We start from the raw sequence: 17,301 nt of genomic DNA, 5'->3' as shown, positions 1-17,301 counted from the left end.
CAGAATTAGAATGAGCTTTGACTACGATCTTTTTGTTATTGGCGGTGGCTCTGGCGGGGTGCGCGCCGCGCGTGTGGCCGCACAGGAAGGCGCCAATGTCGCCCTGGCCGAAGAAGACCGCTATGGCGGCACCTGCGTCATTCGCGGCTGCGTGCCCAAAAAGCTGATGGTTTTTGCCTCTGAGTATTCTGCCATGGTGGGGGAGGCCCGGGCCTATGGCTGGGACATCAAGGGCGGCGCCTTTGATTGGGACAGCTTCAAGGTCAAGCTGCACGCCGAGCTGGACCGCTTGGAAGGCATCTATCGCGGCATCCTAAAGAACAATTCGGTCACCAATTACGACAGCCGCGCCACCCTGGTAGACGCGCATACCGTGGCGTTGGCGGATGGCACGCAAAAGACCGCAAAACATATCCTGATCGCTACGGGCGGCTGGCCCACCGTGCCGGAATTCCCCGGCTCGGACTTGGCGATCACTTCGAACGAGATGTTCCACCTGGATAAATTGCCTGAGGCAATCCTGATTGTGGGCGGCGGCTATATCGCATCAGAGTTTGCCGGCATCATGAATGGGCTTGGTGTCAAGACCACGCAGTTCTATCGCGGCACGCAGATCCTGCGCGGCTTTGACGAAGAGGCCCGCAACGTGGTCGCGGCAGGCATGATCGAGAATGGCATTGATCTGCAGCTGGAAACCAATGTGGTGTCCATGGTCAAGGACGGCGACAAGATCCGCGTCACCGATACCAAGGGCAATGAGAGCCTGTTTGATCAGGTGATGTATGCCACCGGCCGCCACCCCAATGCCGACAATCTGGGGCTTGAGGACCTGGGCGTTGCACGGGGTGAAAAGGGTGAAATCCTGGTTGATGCTTACAGCCAGACGGGGGTGCCCTCGGTCTATGCCATTGGCGATGTCACCGACCGTGCCAATTTGACGCCGGTTGCGATCCGCGAAGGCATGGCCTTTGTCGAGACCGTGTTCAAGGGCAATCCGACCAGCCCCGACCACGAGTTGATCCCAACGGCGATCTTTACCCAGCCGGAAATGGGCACCGTCGGTTTGAGCGAAGAAGAGGCAGCGGCACAGGAACCAATCGAGGTCTATTCCGCCAGCTTCAAGCCGATGCAACAGAGCTTTGCCGGGCGGGCGCAAAAAGTCCTGATGAAACTGATCGTCAGCAAGGCAAACCGCAAGGTTCTGGGCTGCCACATCGTGGCGCCGGGGGCAGGCGAGATGATCCAACTGGCCGGTATTGCGATAAAAATGGGAGCAACCAAGGAAGATTTCGATCGGACGGTTGCGGTTCACCCCACCATGTCGGAAGAATTGGTCACAATGAAACAACCAAGCCGGACGACTTGATTTTACAAAGTTTGACCACAGGTTTGAAGAACATGCCGCGACATGCGGCAGAAAAGGGATAGGAGACATATGGCGGGCAATAGCGGTGGCCCCTGGGGGGGCGGAGGCTCTTCTGGCGGCGGAGGCAACCAGGGTGGTAACAATGGTGGTGGGAACAAGGGTGGCGGCGGTGGCCGACGTCCCGAAGACCCCCAGATCCCTGAAATCGACGAGCTGGTCAAAAAGGGCCAGGAACAACTGCGCGTCCTGATGGGCGGTCGTGGCGGCACTGGCCAAGGCGGTGGTAACCGTGGCGGCCAGGGCGGTGGCTCCCCGCTGTTCACCAAAGGCACCCTGGCAATTGCTGCGGTTGTTGGTGTTGGGCTCTGGGGCATGAACAGCTTTTATTCAGTCAAAACCGAAGAGCAGTCTGTTGAGCTGTTCTTGGGTGAATACTGGAAAACCGGCCTGCCGGGTCTGAACTTTGCCCCCTGGCCGTTTGTCACCTACGACGTGATCCCGGTGCGGGTTGAGCAAACCGAAAACATCGGTGCAGGCTCGCGCGGCAGCGATGCAGGTTTGATGCTGACCGGGGATGAAAACATCATCGACGTGGATTTCCAGGTGGTCTGGAATATCAGTGACCCGACCCTGTATCTGTTCAACCTGCGCGACCCGCAGGCGACAATTCAGGCGGTGTCTGAATCGGCGATGCGCGAAATCATTGCGCAGTCGGAACTGGCCCCAATCCTGAACCGGGATCGTGGCGCCATTACTGCCCGTCTGGAAGAGCTGGTCCAGTCGACGCTCGACAGCTATGACAGCGGCGTGAATGTCGTCCGGGTGAACTTTGACGGTGCAGATCCGCCAGAGCCTGTGAAAGACGCCTTCCGCGACGTACAGTCGGCCGGCCAGGAACGTGACCGGTTGGAGAAACAAGCGGATGCCTACGCCAACCGCAAACTGGCGGCAGCCCGTGGTCAATCGGCACAGACATTGGAAGAAGCCGAAGGCTATCGCGCCCAGGTGGTCAACGAGGCCCAGGGTGAAGCCAGCCGTTTCACGGCGGTTCTGACCGAATACCAAAAGGCACCCGAGGTGACCCGCAAGCGGCTCTATCTGGAAACCATGGAGACGGTTCTGGGCAATGTGGACAAGATCATTCTTGATCAATCCACCGGCGAAGGTGGCCAGGGTGTTGTGCCCTATCTGCCGCTCAATGAGTTGCGCCGTTCGGGAGGGACCAACTGATGAATAAGACAACTTTCCTTCTGCCTGTTCTGGTTCTTGCCGTTGTTGGTATGCTGTCTTCGATCTTTATCGTGACAGAAACTGAAAAGGCGCTGGTGCTTCGTTTTGGTCGTGTGGTTGCCGTCAAGGAAGATCCGGGTCTTGCCTTTAAGGTGCCTCTGATCGACGAGGTGGTGAGCTATGATGACCGTATCCTCAGCCTTGAGGTTGGTCCGCTGGAAATCACTCCGCTCGATGATCGTCGTCTGGTGGTGGATGCCTTTGCACGCTACAGAATTGTTGACGTCAAACAGTTCCGCCAAGCGGTTGGTGCCAGCGGTATTAGCGGTGGTGAAACCCGCCTGGACAAGATCATGCGGGCCGCAACCCGTGAGGTTCTGGGCTCTGTCAGCTCCAATGATATCCTGTCGTCTGACCGGGCGGCGCTGATGCTGCGGATCCGCAATGGTGCAATCATCCAGGCTGAGGGCTTTGGCCTGGAGGTGGTTGATGTTCGCCTGAAGCGCACCGACCTGCCGCAGGCCAACCTGGAAGCAACCTTTTCCCGGATGCGCGCTGAACGTGAGCGGGAAGCTGCGGATGAAATCGCCCGTGGTGACGAGGCCGCGCAACGTGTGCGTGCTTTGGCAGACCGGACCGAGGTAGAGCTGGTCTCTGACGCAGAACGCGAAGCCGAGGTGATCCGTGGTGAAGCCGATGCGGAACGTAACGCCATCTTTGCCGAGGCCTATGGTCGTGATCCGGAATTCTTTGAATTCTATCGCAGCCTGAACGCCTATGAGGGCGCTCTCAAGGGGAGCAACTCATCGCTGGTGCTGTCACCGGATTCCGAGTTCTTCAACTATCTGAAGTCTTCTCGCGGTACCGCTGCCTCGCAGTAATCCCCTCTGGTGTGAGGGTTTGAAAAATCACAAAAGGGGCTGACCTGACGGTCGGCCCCTTTTTTATTTGTCCAGCCTATTGGCCCAGCATAATTGTCCAGTCTATTTTCCCAGCGGTGAGCCTTTTGGAGCTTCTGGGATCTGTTGCTGTAAGTCGTTGTTTTTGGGCGGCTCTCCGCCGGGTTTGCTTTTTCGGGCTGTTTTCGGCAGCAACAGTGCTAATGTTGCACGCAGAAGCCAGGCCTTTTGGGGGCGCGAAAACATGATCGGGTTTCTTCACAACGAATTGATTGGCTCTTGCAGGTGTTGTGAAACGAAATTCTCCCCCTACATTGAAATATAACTGCTGTAGGATTCAGCTTGTATTTGGATCGGGTCTGTATCCTACAGCTCTTGATAGTCAGATTTGGGGATGAGGGCAGAACAAGAATATGGCGAAAACAGGAATGGCGATGACAAGGAGTAGTTCCGTGCAGCCTCAGGCAATTGCAGTTTCAAAAGAACAAAACGGACAGGCCACCATGTGGCGGGTGCTTTGGCTGGGGATGCTCAGCTTGGTGTTGGTCATGGCGCAGATGCTGTCTGCACAGGCCCGCCCGGAAAGTCTGGCACCGCTGGCCGATGAGGTCAGCCCGGCGGTGGTGAATATCACCACCACCATGGTAATCGAAGGTCGCACTGGCCCGCAGGGCATTGTGCCCGAGGGCTCTCCCTTTGAGGATTTTTTCCGCGATTTTCAGGATCGCAATGGTGGCAACAATGGCGACAACGGCAATCGCCCGCAGCGCTCCTCGGCGCTTGGCTCCGGCTTTGTGATCTCGGAAGACGGCTATATCGTTACCAATAACCACGTGATTGCCGATGCCGATGAGATCGAGATCGAATTCTTCCCCGGCGACGGCCAGCCCAAAGAGCTGTTGCCTGCCAAGGTAATCGGCACCGACCCCAATACCGATATTGCCCTGCTCAAGGTAGAGGCTCCGGCGCCGCTGAAGTTTGTCAGCTTTGGCGACAGCGATACCGCCCGCGTTGGTGATTGGGTTGTGGCCATGGGGAACCCGCTTGGCCAGGGGTTTTCGCTCTCTGCCGGTATCGTCTCTGCCCGTAACCGTGAGCTGTCGGGGTCTTATGACGACTACATTCAAACGGATGCGGCGATCAACCGAGGCAACTCTGGCGGCCCCCTGTTCAACATGGACGGCGAAGTGGTTGGGGTGAATACTGCAATCCTTTCTCCCAATGGTGGCTCCATTGGCATCGGCTTCTCGATGGCCTCCAATGTGGTGAGCAAGGTTGTTGTGCAGCTGAAAGAGTTCGGCGAGACCCGTCGCGGCTGGCTGGGCGTGCGCATTCAGGACGTCAGTGATGACGTGGCTGAGGCCATGGGCCTGGACGAAGCAAAGGGCGCACTGGTTACCGATGTGCCGGAGGGCCCCTCCAAAGAGGCTGGCCTGCAGGCGGGGGATGTGATCCTCAGCTTTGATGGCGAAGAGGTGAAAAACACCCGCAGTCTGGTGCGCACCGTTGGCAATACAGAGGTTGGTAAGACGGTTCGGGTGGTTGTCTATCGTGAAGGCAAAACCGAGACCCTGAAAGTCACCCTTGGCCGTCGCGAAGATGCCGAGCGTCAGTCGAGCACCACCACGGATGACAACTCCGAGGAGCCAAAAGTCACCGAGAAAGAGTTGCTTGGCCTGTCTGTCGGGATCTTGACCGACCAGATCCGCGGAGAATTGAACCTGCCTGCCGGCACTGATGGGCTTGTTATTCTATCCGTCAATGAAGTGTCTGAGGCCTGGGAAAAAGGTCTGCGCGCCGGTGATGTCATCACCGAGGCGGGTCAACAGAAGGTGGCGACGATCAGCGAATTGGAAGCCCGTATTTCCGAAGCCAAAGAGGCTGGGCGCAAGTCGCTTCTGCTTTTGGTGCGTCGCAATGGGGATCCGCGGTTTGTTGCTTTGAACCTGCTCAAATAGCGGCGTTCAGCAGAGCCAACTCAGACAAAAGGCCGGGGTTTTCCTCGGCCTTTTTGCATGCTGTTCCGGGTGGCAACTATGCCTCTGGCCAAAAGGGAAAGAGCCATATGCTGGCGGGCATATGGCTCTTTTATGGAACAGGCAGTCATCGGGATGGAATGATAATGCTGCCGTGGGGGAGTTATGGCAGCGCCTGCGACGCGGTTCTGTGAACTGGTTCACAGGGGGCAAAAAGAAATATAAATTTCCGGATCCCAGGCCAGATGCCGGGCCAGATTTAGGCCAGCATCGGGCTCGCCTGCGGTCCTGTTTGTGATTTTTGCACCCGTGAAGCGGAAAAAATGACGTGAGTTAACATATTCTTGGCCTCTTGGATTGCACAGTCTGGGCAGATGTTACTCATTCCCACAACCAGAATGGCCACCTGATGATAAAACGAACCATTGTAAGTACTGTCTTTGCGTTTATGGCAGGCGCGGTATCTGCCGCAGATTTGCCCAAAGGCGATTCCGTATCGGCACGGGTGTTTATGGAATTGCACAATATTCAACGCCTCTCCGCTGTATTGGATCCTCTGCTTTCGGTGCCGGGTGGTGCCTTTCGCATTGTCGAGGGGGATTTTCTGGCACTGGGCAATCTGAGAATTCGTCTGATGGGCATTGAAGCGCCAGAAGTTGCTCAGCAGTGCAACTCTGCAAATGGCGATTACTGGGAATGCGCGGCAGAGGCGGAAGATCGGATTCGGGACATGCTGGGCTCTGCTGAGCGGATCGAGTGCTTTGGCAATGAACGCGACAGCTATGGTCACTACCTGGCCTCCTGCAAGGCAGACGGTCTGGATGTGGGCGCGCGTTTGGTGGCTGAGGGCCTGGCCTGGCCCGATCAGGATCAGGGCTATTATCTTCCAGAGGCTGCTCAGGCGCAGGCTGCCCACATAGGGATCTGGCAGGCCCAGACACCTACGCCTTCTGAATGGCGCAAGCTACAGAACTAGGCTGTCCGATTGGACAATTGCAGGGATGGCCCGAAGGGGCTGTCTGCAAAAACGCTTGCTGTGTTAGATTGATTCTGGTTCGGCCAGCAGCCCAAGGGCGCTGCGATCCAGGATCTGCAAGCCGCCGCGGCTGATTTCGATCAGCTGGCTGCGCTTCCAGTTTGACAAGGTCTTTGACACGGCTTCGCGGGTCGCCCCAACATATTCCGCCAGTTCTGTCTGTGACAGGGCCAGTCGGCCATTGCCACTGTCCGGCACCAGATAGAGCAGCTTGCGCGCCAGGCGGACCGGCATCGGCAGGAACACCTGCTCGTTCAGCTGCATATTCATCCATCTCATGCGTTGCCCGGCCAGCCGCAAAAGGTCCCCGGCCAGTTCCGGTTGTTTCTGGATCTGGGTGAGAATGTCGCGGTTGCGCAGGCGCAGCAAACGGCTGGGCTCTGCCGCAGTCACCGTGGCGGTGCGCGGGCCGGGATCAAACAAGACGATCTCGCCAAAGACAGCACCGGGCCGCATCAGGTCAAGCGAGAGCTTGCGTCCCGCGGCCGAGAGGATGGAGAACTCCAAAGACCCCTGGATGATGGCATAAAAGGCGTCACCCGTGTCGCCCTGTTCAAACAGGACCTCGCCATTGGAGAGCCGCACTTCGCTGGCCTGACTTTCCAGCATTTCCCGCAGCGGGGCCGAGGCGGCAGACAAAAAGCCGGTCTTTGGCAGGCGGTCGTTTCGCATTGTGTCTCTGGTCTCCGTCTTTTTGTGCCAGATGAGCGTTCCGGGCGGGGCTGGCCCAGTGGCTGGATCCAGCGCCTTGCAGGGGTTCTAGCAGAGCGGAACGGTTTGGGGAACTCTGTGCCGGATCTTGCCGTGCTGCGTCTTTCTGTTGCTTTCTCAGATTTTGCTTCAACATGTGGGATACCGCAGGGCATCGGGCGTTGAGCGAAACCAACCGTGGCGCAGCTGAGAGGTCCAGGTCTGCGCAGGTCCTGGAGGCGACATGACACTGTGTGGGCTGCTGTGCGGGCTATTGTGCGGGCTACTGTGCGATGGCGATCAGACCCAGCTGTCGGGCGGTGTCCAACGACAGGGTGCTGCTGTCCAGTCCAGTCTCTTTTTGGTAGCGGCGGATGGCTATTCTGGTTGCGCGGTCCATCTGTCCGGTTGTCGTGCCCCGATAATAGCCGCGTACCGCAAGGGCGCGTTGTAGCGAGGCGGTGAATTCCGGCGTCAGCTGCTCCGGGCAGGGCGTTTCAAGCCAGGTGTCGCGCCGGGGTTGGACGATATCCTGGCGGGTGACGGTGCGAAACACCGCTGGCTGGGTGATCTGACCCGTCGCATCCACAACAGCAGGGGTGACCAGAACCTGGTCGGTGACGGTTTGAATAACGGCCGGGCTGGTGTTGCGGTGCCAACAGGTGCCCGGCGGCGCGCCGGGCGGGGCCTCTGGGGGGGCTGTCCCGCTGCCGACTGCCGGATCCAGGGGGAGGCAGGCGCCAAGGCCAATGGCCATAAAAAGCGACAGGCTCGCAACAAGGGGGGCGTATGGAGTGGTCATGCCTGCGGGTGCTCGATTTCTTTTGACGATCCTTTGGGCCATCCCTGTGCACGGCCATTTGAAACCAGACTAGACCAGATCCTGAGTGGGCGCAAAGGCAGGATCACCCTGCCGCCACCGTTCGGTAGGCAAAAGATCCAGCATAGGCGAAAATCCTCGACCGCTTGGGCGATGCCATGAGGGACTGAATGCGCGCCTTTGCCCCCTGCCGATGACGCGCACCAGGCGGCCAGACATTACTGAGCGGCAAAGGCGCGCGGCGTTTTGCGCCAGATGATGATGTTGCCAGAGCATGGTGGGGGCAGTGTCGGTTTCATCTTCCAGGGGGGCAAACACTCCGCCCTTGGCGGCACCTGGGCATTGGTAGAGCATCACCAGCCTGACAAGGGGTCCCGTGGCATTCTTGGGTGCGGACTATAGTTGCGTTGTGGTCAGACGGGCGGGGGCGGCAGAACCGTGGGTACCGGGGATGGTAAGTGCGACAAAAGGAACAAACATAGAACATTTGCAGCGAGGGCCCAGCCCTGTCATTGATCTGTGCAAATTGGGCTGGTGCAGGCGCAGGGGCTTGGCTACATATTCAGCTAAATACCGAGAAGGGGAAGAGCAAACGATGGCAAAGATTACCTATGTCGAACACAACGGCACTGAACATGTTGTGGAAGTAGCCAATGGCCTGACCGTGATGGAAGGTGCCCGCGATAACAATATTCCGGGCATTGAGGCAGATTGTGGTGGCGCCTGTGCCTGCTCCACCTGCCATGTCTATATTCACCCGGATTGGGTCGAAAAGCTTCCGGCGAAAGATGACATGGAGGAAGACATGTTGGATTTTGCCTTTGAGCCGGATCCGGCGCGCTCGCGTCTGACCTGCCAGGTGAAGGTGACGGATGAGCTGGAAGGCCTGATCGTCCAGATGCCTGAAAAACAGATCTGATGCGCGCGCGGACCATGGCGCGGCGTCTGATGTCGCGCCTGTGGTTCGGTTTGAAGCGCCGCGCGGGGCAGGGGATGCTCCTGTGGCTGGCGATCGTCCTTGGCCAATCTCTCGCGGCCGAAGGGATGGGGCCGGATGATATCGGACATTGGTCCCCTCCGGTCTGGCCTGCCGAAGTGTTGCGGGCGGAATTCATCAATCCCACAGCCCGTTATGGTCATGGTGTTCTGGGCGACGCGCTGGAGTGGTCTGGCCTGATGCTGCGCTTTGCGGGGCCGGGGCAGGTGCCTTTTGGCATGGCGATAGATCTGCCGCAGGACCACGTCTTTGAAGACCTGCGCCCACGGCTGGTCGACCTCAATCTGGATGGGCGTCCAGATGCGGCGATGGTGGTGGAGACCGACATGGCACAGGGCGCAGCGCTGGCTTTGCATGGGGGTGATGGCAAGATTGCCGAGACGCCTCATATTGGCCGTGCCAACCGCTGGCTGGCGCCAGTCGCTGCGGGTGACCTTGACGGTGACGGACGGGTTGAGCTTGCCTATGTTGACCGGCCGCATCTGGCAAAAACCCTGCGGATCTGGCGGTTTGAGGCGGGCGCTCTCACCCCGGTTGCTGCCCTGTCAGGCCTGACCAACCATCAAATTGGTGACGATTTTATCACTTCAAGCCTGCAGGGCTGTGCGCAACCTCCGGAGTTACTCCTTGTTGATGCCGATTGGCAGAGATTGATAGCCGTGCAGTTGGCAGCAGACCAGATCAGCAGTCGTGATATCGGTTCCTTTTCCGGACTGGCCAGCCTAGAGGCCACACTGGACTGTCCGTAGTTTTTGCCCCTTCTGTGCGCCGTCCTTTTCACGTGCTGCGGAGGAGATGCGCTAGCTGCAACCGCGCCGCGCGTGAGCGCGGCGCCGGGCCCAAGGGTGTGGCATTCCTTGAATGCCAAAGCGCGCGGGAGCCCCCCCTTTTTTGGGGAGCAAGGCCTAGCTGAACCCCTGTTGGAGCTGGCTATTTATCGAAGGTTGGGGCCGGACCTTTGGCGGGTGGCTTTCCTATACTCCGGGGAGCCTGGGCTGTTTGTCGAAGCTGCAAGTCGGCGATTAGGAGTTGTTGCTGCGCACCACATGGTCGCCGCCAATATCGCCCAGCGAGGAAAACAGACTGGCGGTATTGTTGACCCCCATCTTTTTGAGCAAACGCGCGCGATGCACCTCGACCGTGCGGTAGCTGAGGTTCAAGGAGCGGGCGATTTCCTTGCTGGTCTGACCCTCGCCTAGCAGCGAATAGACTTCGCGTTCGCGTCGGGTCAGCGGCAGATAAGGGCGCTGTGAGGACAGATCGGCAAAGCTCCAGACCGCACGCCCAAGCGGGGCGTCGGGGGTAAAGGTATGCCCGCGTACCCGGACCCAGAACAGCTCTCCATTTTTGCGCCGCATGACACGTTCATCCCAATAGGGGTTGCCCTGGCTCAGGAGTTTGTCGCCGCGGGTGCGCAGATTCTGAAACTCTTCTTCAGAGGGGTAGAGAAAGGCAAAAAGCTGATCCACGAGCTCTGCATGCCTATAGCCAAACATCTGGCAAAAGCGCTGATTGCATTCGCGCAGGACCCGGTTTTCCGTGACCACGATGCCAACAGGAGCAAAGTCAAAGGCCAGTTTGGCCAGATCTCCCGCACCGAAAAGCTGGTCCAGCGTGTCCGAACAGGGCTGTTGTTCCATCGTCCCTCCAAGATCTTGTGACGACTGTAGCTTTGGAAGGGCGGCATGGAAACAGCTTTGACAGAGACCGGCTTCTGGAAAATGAGGATGTTACGGGGCGTTAGCTTAGATAATAGCCCTGAGCTTGCAGCGCTGGCGGTGCTTTGATGTCCAGATGAGGCGCCATGGAGATCTCCACGGTGCGGCAGATGGCATCCAGCGGCAGGCCATTGACCGTCTCGCCAAAGGGACGGGCCAGCTCTTCGGTGACCTCCGCCAGGCCAAAAAACACATAGGCAATGATGGCAACAAAGATCGGCGTTATCCAGGCGGCATCTTCCAGCAGGGCAAAGGGAATGAGCAGGCAATAGAGATAGGTGGTGCGAAACACCAAGAGCGAATAGACATAGGGCAGCGGGGTGGTCGCAATGCGCTCGCAGCCTGCCTGGGCCAGCGCGATTGAGGCCAGCCGCTCTGAAAGGGCCTTGCGGGCAAAGCCATCCGGGGCGGCCTTGACCGCCGTGGCGGTGGCGGCGTTGAGGGCGGCACAGGGCGGATGGGCGGCCTGGCTGAAATCCATCCCGGACCAGTTCTGTTTCGTCTCGCTGATCTTTAGCTTGCGCAGATTGACTCGGTGCAGATGCAAAAAGTCCAGGGCCAGTTTTAGCACCTCCTGGCGGGCGGCGTCTTCAGGCAAAAACATCCTGCTGTCGCGGGCCAGAGAGCGCATATCCGCGACCAGCTGCCCCCAGAGCCTGCGCCCCTCCCACCAACGTTCATAGGCGGCATTGTTGCGAAAGCCGAGAAACAGTGAGAGCGCAATGCCAAAGACCGCAAAGGGGGCCGCATCAAGATGGGGCAGGGAAATGACCCAGCCATCAATCCAGACGATGAGCATGGCCAAAATCGAAACCGTAAGGATACGCGGCAGAATGTGGGGCAAGACTGAGCCCTTGGTGGCAAAGAGCAGCTCAAAGAGGCCGGTTTTTTCGCGGATAATCATGGGAGGCCCGTTCAAATAAGAGGATCTTGAGGCAGTAAAGCCTTAAGCAGAGTCGCATGCACCTCGTAAAGGCGTCCAAAAATCTGCCATTCCCGTCAGCCCGTTGCCAAATGGTGCAATAGCGCCCCGAAACAATGCACCCTGAAACACGGCACCCTGAAACACGGCGCTATGAAACAGGGCGCTATGAAACAGGGCAAAGGGAAAAGGCCCGAGAGTCCCGGGCCTTTGGTGTTCAATCCATGGACTCGAAGGCTTAGCCCAGTGCCCGCCAGCCGATGTCGCGGCGCAAGAAGCCCTCAGGCCAGTCAATCTGATCCGCCATGGCATAGGCGCGGTCGCGGGCTTCGTTCAGGCTATTGCCCCGTGCGGTCACATTGAGAACGCGTCCCCCGGTGGCAACAATGTTGCCATCCTTTGCGGCAGTGCCCGCATGAAACACCATGTTGGAGCTGTCTTCAGGCAGGGCATCCAATCCCTTGATCACGGTGCCCTTTTCATAAGACCCCGGGTAGCCATTGGCCGCCATGACCACGGTGATGGCATGGTCATCGCCCCAGTTGACCTGGGCCTCGGCGAGGCGACCCTCGGCAGCGGCCTGCATCAGGTCCAGCGCCTGGGCCCCCAGGCGCATCATCAGCACCTGACATTCTGGATCGCCAAAGCGCACGTTGTATTCCACCAGACGGGGCTGGCCGTCCTTGATCATCAGGCCAGCATAGAGCACGCCCTGATAGGGCATGCCGCGTTCTGCCATGACCTTCATGGTGGGTTTGACAATCTCCTCCATCGCTTTGGCTTCGATCTCGGCAGTCAACACCGGCGCTGGGGAATAGGCCCCCATGCCGCCGGTATTGGGGCCGGTGTCGCCTTCGCCAACGCGTTTGTGGTCCTGGGCGGATCCAATCGACAGCACCTCTTCCCCATCGACCAGGACAAAGAGCGAGGCCTCTTCGCCCTCCATGAACTCTTCGATCACCACCTCTGCGCCAGCGCCACCAAAGGCGCCGCCAAACATATCGTCAATCGCCGCCAGCGCTTCTTCTTCGGTCATGGCGATGATCACGCCCTTGCCGGCGGCCAGGCCATCCGCCTTGACCACGGTCGGCGCGCCATGCAGGCGAATATGGGCCTTGGCGGCCTCGGCCTCGGTGAAATGGCCATAGCCCGCAGTTGGGGCCTGTGCCGCATCGCAGACTTCCTTGGTAAAGCTTTTGGAGGCTTCAAGCCGCGCGGCAGCTTCGGAGGGGCCAAAGACCAGGACGCCAGCGTCGCGCAGCCGGTCGGCCACCCCTGCGGCCAGTGGCGCTTCGGGGCCAATGATGACAAAGCCGATGGCATTTTGTTCGACAAAGATGGTGACTGCGGCCCCGTCCATGATGTCGAGACTGGCACATTCGGCGATCTGGGCGATACCGGCATTGCCGGGCGCGACGATCAGCTTGTCACATTTTGGGTTCTGCATCACGGCCCAGGCCAGGGCATGTTCGCGCCCGCCACTGCCAAGGATAAGAATATTCATCGTGTCGTCTCCGATCTGCTGATCTCGCCTGTCGCCCAGGACGGGATCAGGTGTACCCGTGGACCCCAAAGCGAATTGTCGGGGCTTGCCTTGCTTGCCGCGGGTTCTATGCTGCGCGAGCCCGCAAAACAAGAACCTGCACCCGATGCAGGCTCAGAACGCCAACTTTGCCGCAGGAGCGCTGTTTTCGTGTCCGACCTATTTGAAGATCCAACTCCCGGCCAGACAGCAGGCCAGACACCGGGCCAGACATCAGGCCAGACAGCGGGCGAATCTTCTGGCCAGAACGCGCCGGAATTCAGCGTCTCAGAGATCTCTGGTGAGGTAAAACGCACGCTGGAAAGCACCTTTGGCCGCATTCGCGTGCGCGGAGAAGTGGGGCGGGTGTTCAAGGCGCGCTCGGGCCATCTGTATTATGATATCAAGGACGACCGCTCGGTTCTGGCCTGCACCACCTGGAAAGGGCAGATTTCCAGCCTGTCAGTGGTGCCAGAAGAAGGCCTGGAGGTGGTTGTTACCGGGCGGCTGACGGCCTTTGGCGCGCAGTCAAAATACAACATGAACGTCGACGAGGTGGCCGTTGCCGGGCAGGGCGCCCTGATGGCACTGCTGGAAAAGCGCAAGAAACAGCTCGAATCTGAGGGGTTGTTTGCGCCCGAGCGCAAGAAACCACTGCCCTATCTTCCACATATCATCGGTGTGGTGACCTCGCCCTCCGGGGCGGTGATCCGCGATATTCTGCATCGCCTGCGGGAACGTTTCCCGCGCAAGGTGCTGGTCTGGCCGGTGGCGGTACAGGGGGCCAATTGCGCGCCAGAGGTGGCGCGTGCCATCGAAGGTTTCAACCGGATGACCCCAGGGGGCGCCTTGCCGCGCCCGGATCTGATCATTGTCGCCCGTGGCGGCGGCGCGATCGAGGATCTCTGGGGGTTCAACGAAGAGGTTGTGGCCCGCGCTGCTGCGGCCTCGGATATTCCGCTGATTTCGGCGGTGGGCCACGAGACGGATACCACCTTGATCGACTATGTCTCGGATCGCCGTGCGCCAACCCCAACTGCGGCGGCAGAGCTGGCGGTACCGGTGCGGCTGGAACTGATGGCCTGGGTCGAGGATCAGGGGGCGCGGCTGCTGCGCGGCACCGGCCAGGCGGTGCAGCAACGCCGTCAGCGGCTGAACGATCTGTCCCGCGCCATGCCGCGGCCCGACAGCCTGCTTGAAACCCCGCGCCAGCGCCTGGATCAGGCGGGCTATAATCTACCGCGCGCCCTGATGTCGGCGGTGCACCAGCGGCAGGTGGGGCTGGGCAAGGCCTCTGCCGGGCTGCGGCCTGCCACCCTGCGCAGCCTGGTGCAAAGACGGCGCGGACAGTTTGAAACGGCGATTGCCAAACTGTCCCCCTATCCGATTGCACGGGAAATTGCCCGGCAAAAGACCGATCTGGAGAAGCTGAACGCTCGCATGGTTGCAGCGCAGGCGGTGCGCATTGCCCGGCAAAGCCAACAGCTGGAGGCCTCGGGGCGTCAGCTGGATATCCTCAGCTACAAGGCGACCCTGTCGCGTGGCTATGCTGTGGTGCGCAGCGGCGCAGAGGTTCTTACCACTCGGGCACAGGCCGCTGCGGCCCCCGCGCTCAGCATCGAATTTTCGGATGGGGTCCTGGATCTGGATGCAAAAGAAGCGGCTCAGAAATAAGAACTGCAGACCTTAGCGGCATTAGACCCCGACCTCTGGCCCAAGGCAGAGCATTTCCTCGCCCATTTCACCGGATTCATACAGTTCGGTGGCTTGCGGATCGTTCTGGAACTGCGCATTCAGACCATCGGGGGTGAGGGAAAAGCTCCAGCACTGTGGCGTGGTGTTGTCCTCATAGACAAAGCAGATCTGTCCAGCGTCTTCGTACCAGATGCCTGTTTGGCAATGTCCATCCAGAAACGACCAGAGGACACGTCGCCCGGGCAGGTAACGTTCCACCCCATAGGCGGTGCCGTCAAAGCCGTAAAACAGGGTCTTGCCTTTGGTGTAGCGATCGAATTCCTCGGCTCCCATCGGGTCGGCGGCCTGGCTGGAGAGCGGCAGAAGGGCAAGGACGGTAAAGAGAATCAAAAGCTGGCGCATATCCAAGACTGTGACAGAGGCCCGTCGATAGGCAAAGACCCTCAGCCCCATTTGCACCCGACTATCGCTTTTGCCTTTCCTCGGGTCACCTTTGACCAGACCTGCCAAGAGAGGCAAGCATAGGGAGAGGCAAGCATAGCGCCTGTTGGCATAACAAAACGGCAGCTCAGACAGGAGAACAACAGATGACAGGCACAGGCATCTTGGAGGCCGCAGCGGTTTGCGCGGCCCTGGGCTATCTCGGTTTCACCGCCTGCAGGCCAAGCGCCCTGCGCAGCCTGCTCAAAACCTTCTCGGTGGCGGCCCTGGCGATTGCAGCCTCGGGTCTGGGCGCGCCGCTCTGGCTGGTCCTGGGGCTGGCACTTTGTGCCTTGGGTGATTTTTTCCTGTCGCTGGAGGGGGAGCAAGCCTTCATGGGCGGGGTGGGGGCCTTTGCCCTTGGTCATCTGGCGTATGTGGTCCTGTTTCTAGGGCATCCCAGTAGTGACCTGGGCCAGATCTGGGCGATGCCGGGCCTGGGGCTCACCGGTGCCATTGTTGCGCTGGGCCTGGTGATGGTGCCTGTTCTGGCTCCCAGAGCGGGTGATTTGAAAATCCCGGTCCTGCTCTACATTCCGATCATTCTCTCCATGGGGCTTGCGGCGCTCACGCTGACTGATCCAGCGCTGATCTGGGTTGTGCCTGCAGCTCTGGCCTTTATGGCCTCTGACGTGATCCTGGCCTTTGAAACCTTTGTCCTGCCAGAAGATCACCCGCTGCGCCGGTATACGCCCTATCTGGTCTGGCCGCTCTATTGGGGCGCACAGGCGGGTTTTTATCTGTCTTTTTCCTGACTGTGGCGCTGCATCCGCTTTGCAACCCGGTGCAATCCGCATTAGGTGAGGGGGAAACCCTTTTGCGGAGGCCCTGATGGCGTTTTTCTCAAAGCTCAAGGAGCGCTTGTTCAAATCCTCGTCAAAACTGGACGAGGGGCTGGAGGCAATTGTTGATGAGGGCGGCCCAGCAGAGGTCGCGTCGCTGCCCACCGCAGAGGAGTCAGCCGGTGCGGAGGCGGCGCCCAATGGGCGCTCGCAGGACACAGCAGTGATACCAGAAAAACCCGCAGGTCTTTTGGGGCGTCTTGTGGGACGCAGCACTGGCAGCGAACAGCGTCGAACCCTGGATGACGAGATGCTGGAGCAACTCGAAGAGCTGCTGATCGCCGCCGACATGGGGGTGGACACGGCGCTGCGGGTGACCGCCAATATGGCCGAAGGACGCCTGGGCAAGAAACTCTCCGCCCGCGAGATCAAGGAATTGCTGGCCGCCGAGGTGGCGCGGGTGATGGAACAGGTGGCCAAACCGATGCCACTCTATGCGCATCGCCCTCAGGTGGTTCTGGTGGTCGGGGTCAATGGCTCGGGCAAGACCACCACAATTGGCAAACTGGCCAGCCAGTTCAAGGCTGCGGGAAAAAACGTGGTGATCGCTGCAGGTGATACCTTCCGCGCGGCGGCTGTTGAACAGCTTCAGGTCTGGGGCGATCGCGCCGGGGTGCCGGTTTTGACCGCCCCCGAAGGTTCTGATCCGGCCAGCCTCGCCTATGACGCCATGACCCGCGCCCAGGAAGATGGCGCTGATCTGCTGTTGATCGACACCGCTGGGCGTCTGCAGAACCGGGCCGACCTGATGGAGGAACTCTCCAAGATCATCCGTGTCATCCGCAAAAAGGACGAGACCGCGCCGCATAATACCCTGCTGGTGCTGGACGCCACCACCGGTCAGAACGCACTGAACCAGGTTGAGACCTTTCAGAAACTGGCGGATGTCTCGGGGCTGGTGATGACCAAACTGGATGGCACCGCCAAAGGCGGCGTGCTGGTGGCGCTGGCAGATAAATTTGCCCTGCCCATCCACGCCATCGGCGTGGGCGAACAGATCGACGACCTTGCCCCTTTTGACCCCGAAGAGTTCGCTGCTGCCCTGACCGGTCTGGACCAACCCTGACAAAATGCCCCGCCACCTTTCATTTGGCTGTAAATATCCTCC

At 59.5% G+C, this 17,301-nt stretch carries 16 protein-coding genes; 10 read left to right on the top strand and 6 right to left on the bottom strand.

Going from position 1 to position 17,301, the window contains the following annotated elements; translation table 11 throughout:
• Positions 1-10 precede the first annotated feature (10 nt).
• The 5 genes from gor (at position 11) to ARCT_RS27210 (ending at position 6,447) form a co-directional block, all read left to right on the top strand.
• On the top strand, positions 11-1,366 hold the full coding sequence (gene gor / locus ARCT_RS0116290; protein ID WP_027241017.1) for a glutathione-disulfide reductase: 1,356 nt from the start codon (positions 11-13) through the stop codon (positions 1,364-1,366).
• 69 nt (positions 1,367-1,435) lie between these two features.
• Complete coding sequence (gene hflK, locus ARCT_RS0116285) at positions 1,436-2,596, top strand: FtsH protease activity modulator HflK (RefSeq protein ID WP_027241016.1); 1,161 nt, start codon at positions 1,436-1,438, stop codon at positions 2,594-2,596.
• Positions 2,596-3,477, top strand: coding sequence for a protease modulator HflC (gene hflC, locus ARCT_RS0116280; protein WP_027241015.1), 882 nt, complete (start codon positions 2,596-2,598; stop codon positions 3,475-3,477). The genes hflK and hflC overlap by 1 nt, the downstream gene beginning before the upstream one ends.
• Before the next feature lie 470 nt (positions 3,478-3,947).
• A complete protein-coding gene (locus tag ARCT_RS0116270) occupies positions 3,948-5,453 on the top strand; it encodes a Do family serine endopeptidase (protein ID WP_027241014.1) in 1,506 nt (501 codons plus the stop codon).
• Positions 5,454-5,880: 427 nt separating this feature from the next.
• Positions 5,881-6,447, top strand: coding sequence for a thermonuclease family protein (locus tag ARCT_RS27210; protein ID WP_084300890.1), 567 nt, complete (start codon positions 5,881-5,883; stop codon positions 6,445-6,447).
• Between the two features lie 63 nt (positions 6,448-6,510).
• Here ARCT_RS27210 and ARCT_RS0116260 read toward each other — a convergent pair whose 3' ends face one another.
• Together ARCT_RS0116260 and ARCT_RS0116255 are read right to left on the bottom strand one after the other, a co-directional pair.
• On the bottom strand, positions 6,511-7,179 hold the full coding sequence (locus ARCT_RS0116260; RefSeq protein ID WP_027241013.1) for a Crp/Fnr family transcriptional regulator: 669 nt from the start codon (positions 7,177-7,179) through the stop codon (positions 6,511-6,513).
• Positions 7,180-7,480: 301 nt separating this feature from the next.
• Complete coding sequence (locus ARCT_RS0116255; RefSeq protein WP_027241012.1) at positions 7,481-7,999, bottom strand: peptidoglycan-binding domain-containing protein; 519 nt, start codon at positions 7,997-7,999, stop codon at positions 7,481-7,483.
• Positions 8,000-8,612: 613 nt separating this feature from the next.
• On the opposite strand from ARCT_RS0116255, the gene ARCT_RS0116245 reads away from it, so the two are divergent.
• Positions 8,613-8,936 (top strand): 2Fe-2S iron-sulfur cluster-binding protein, encoded by a 324-nt coding sequence (locus tag ARCT_RS0116245; RefSeq protein WP_027241011.1) that lies wholly within the window; start codon positions 8,613-8,615, stop codon positions 8,934-8,936.
• Positions 8,936-9,763, top strand: coding sequence for an FG-GAP repeat domain-containing protein (locus ARCT_RS0116240; RefSeq protein ID WP_027241010.1), 828 nt, complete (start codon positions 8,936-8,938; stop codon positions 9,761-9,763). Before ARCT_RS0116245 ends, ARCT_RS0116240 begins: the two co-directional genes overlap by 1 nt.
• Positions 9,764-10,036: 273 nt before the next feature.
• On the opposite strand, the gene ARCT_RS0116235 is transcribed toward ARCT_RS0116240, so the two are convergent.
• From ARCT_RS0116235 to purD, 3 genes are all read right to left on the bottom strand, one after another.
• Complete coding sequence (locus ARCT_RS0116235; protein ID WP_027241009.1) at positions 10,037-10,654, bottom strand: LuxR C-terminal-related transcriptional regulator; 618 nt, start codon at positions 10,652-10,654, stop codon at positions 10,037-10,039.
• A gap of 100 nt (positions 10,655-10,754) precedes the next feature.
• Positions 10,755-11,636 carry a bestrophin family protein gene (locus ARCT_RS0116230; protein WP_027241008.1) on the bottom strand — a complete coding sequence of 294 codons (882 nt, stop codon included), beginning with the start codon at positions 11,634-11,636 and terminating at the stop codon, positions 10,755-10,757.
• Positions 11,637-11,892: 256 nt separating this feature from the next.
• Positions 11,893-13,158 (bottom strand): phosphoribosylamine--glycine ligase, encoded by a 1,266-nt coding sequence (gene purD / locus ARCT_RS0116225; protein ID WP_027241007.1) that lies wholly within the window; start codon positions 13,156-13,158, stop codon positions 11,893-11,895.
• Positions 13,159-13,347: 189 nt separating this feature from the next.
• On the opposite strand from purD, the gene xseA reads away from it, so the two are divergent.
• Complete coding sequence (xseA, locus tag ARCT_RS26365; protein WP_379573736.1) at positions 13,348-14,850, top strand: exodeoxyribonuclease VII large subunit; 1,503 nt, start codon at positions 13,348-13,350, stop codon at positions 14,848-14,850.
• Between the two features lie 21 nt (positions 14,851-14,871).
• Here the strand turns inward: xseA and ARCT_RS0116215 are convergent, their stop codons facing one another.
• Positions 14,872-15,273, bottom strand: coding sequence for a hypothetical protein (locus tag ARCT_RS0116215; protein WP_027241006.1), 402 nt, complete (start codon positions 15,271-15,273; stop codon positions 14,872-14,874).
• A gap of 185 nt (positions 15,274-15,458) precedes the next feature.
• Between ARCT_RS0116215 and ARCT_RS0116210 the strand changes: the two genes are divergently transcribed.
• Positions 15,459-16,106 (top strand): lysoplasmalogenase, encoded by a 648-nt coding sequence (locus tag ARCT_RS0116210; protein WP_027241005.1) that lies wholly within the window; start codon positions 15,459-15,461, stop codon positions 16,104-16,106.
• A gap of 76 nt (positions 16,107-16,182) precedes the next feature.
• Positions 16,183-17,259, top strand: coding sequence for a signal recognition particle-docking protein FtsY (ftsY, locus tag ARCT_RS0116205; protein WP_027241004.1), 1,077 nt, complete (start codon positions 16,183-16,185; stop codon positions 17,257-17,259).
• Positions 17,260-17,301: the final 42 nt, after the last annotated feature.

The sequence above is a fragment of the Pseudophaeobacter arcticus DSM 23566 genome (assembly GCF_000473205.1).
Taxonomy (GTDB): Bacteria; Pseudomonadota; Alphaproteobacteria; order Rhodobacterales; family Rhodobacteraceae; genus Pseudophaeobacter; species Pseudophaeobacter arcticus.
This window is presented reverse-complemented; position numbering and strand designations above follow the sequence as displayed.

Bases quoted from the DNA above. Each gene is read 5' to 3' on its own strand.
- gor (WP_027241017.1), top strand. From the start codon at position 11: ATGAGCTTTGACTACGATCTTTTTGTTATTGGCGGTGGCTCTGGCGGG.
- hflK (WP_027241016.1), top strand. From the start codon at position 1,436: ATGGCGGGCAATAGCGGTGGCCCCTGGGGGGGCGGAGGCTCTTCTGGC.
- hflC (WP_027241015.1), top strand. From the start codon at position 2,596: ATGAATAAGACAACTTTCCTTCTGCCTGTTCTGGTTCTTGCCGTTGTT.
- ARCT_RS27210 (WP_084300890.1), top strand. From the start codon at position 5,881: ATGATAAAACGAACCATTGTAAGTACTGTCTTTGCGTTTATGGCAGGC.
- ARCT_RS0116260 (WP_027241013.1), bottom strand. From the start codon at position 7,179: ATGCGAAACGACCGCCTGCCAAAGACCGGCTTTTTGTCTGCCGCCTCG.
- ARCT_RS0116255 (WP_027241012.1), bottom strand. From the start codon at position 7,999: ATGACCACTCCATACGCCCCCCTTGTTGCGAGCCTGTCGCTTTTTATG.
- ARCT_RS0116245 (WP_027241011.1), top strand. From the start codon at position 8,613: ATGGCAAAGATTACCTATGTCGAACACAACGGCACTGAACATGTTGTG.
- ARCT_RS0116240 (WP_027241010.1), top strand. From the start codon at position 8,936: ATGCGCGCGCGGACCATGGCGCGGCGTCTGATGTCGCGCCTGTGGTTC.
- ARCT_RS0116235 (WP_027241009.1), bottom strand. From the start codon at position 10,654: ATGGAACAACAGCCCTGTTCGGACACGCTGGACCAGCTTTTCGGTGCG.
- ARCT_RS0116230 (WP_027241008.1), bottom strand. From the start codon at position 11,636: ATGATTATCCGCGAAAAAACCGGCCTCTTTGAGCTGCTCTTTGCCACC.
- purD (WP_027241007.1), bottom strand. From the start codon at position 13,158: ATGAATATTCTTATCCTTGGCAGTGGCGGGCGCGAACATGCCCTGGCC.
- ARCT_RS0116215 (WP_027241006.1), bottom strand. From the start codon at position 15,273: ATGCGCCAGCTTTTGATTCTCTTTACCGTCCTTGCCCTTCTGCCGCTC.
- ARCT_RS0116210 (WP_027241005.1), top strand. From the start codon at position 15,459: ATGACAGGCACAGGCATCTTGGAGGCCGCAGCGGTTTGCGCGGCCCTG.
- ftsY (WP_027241004.1), top strand. From the start codon at position 16,183: ATGGCGTTTTTCTCAAAGCTCAAGGAGCGCTTGTTCAAATCCTCGTCA.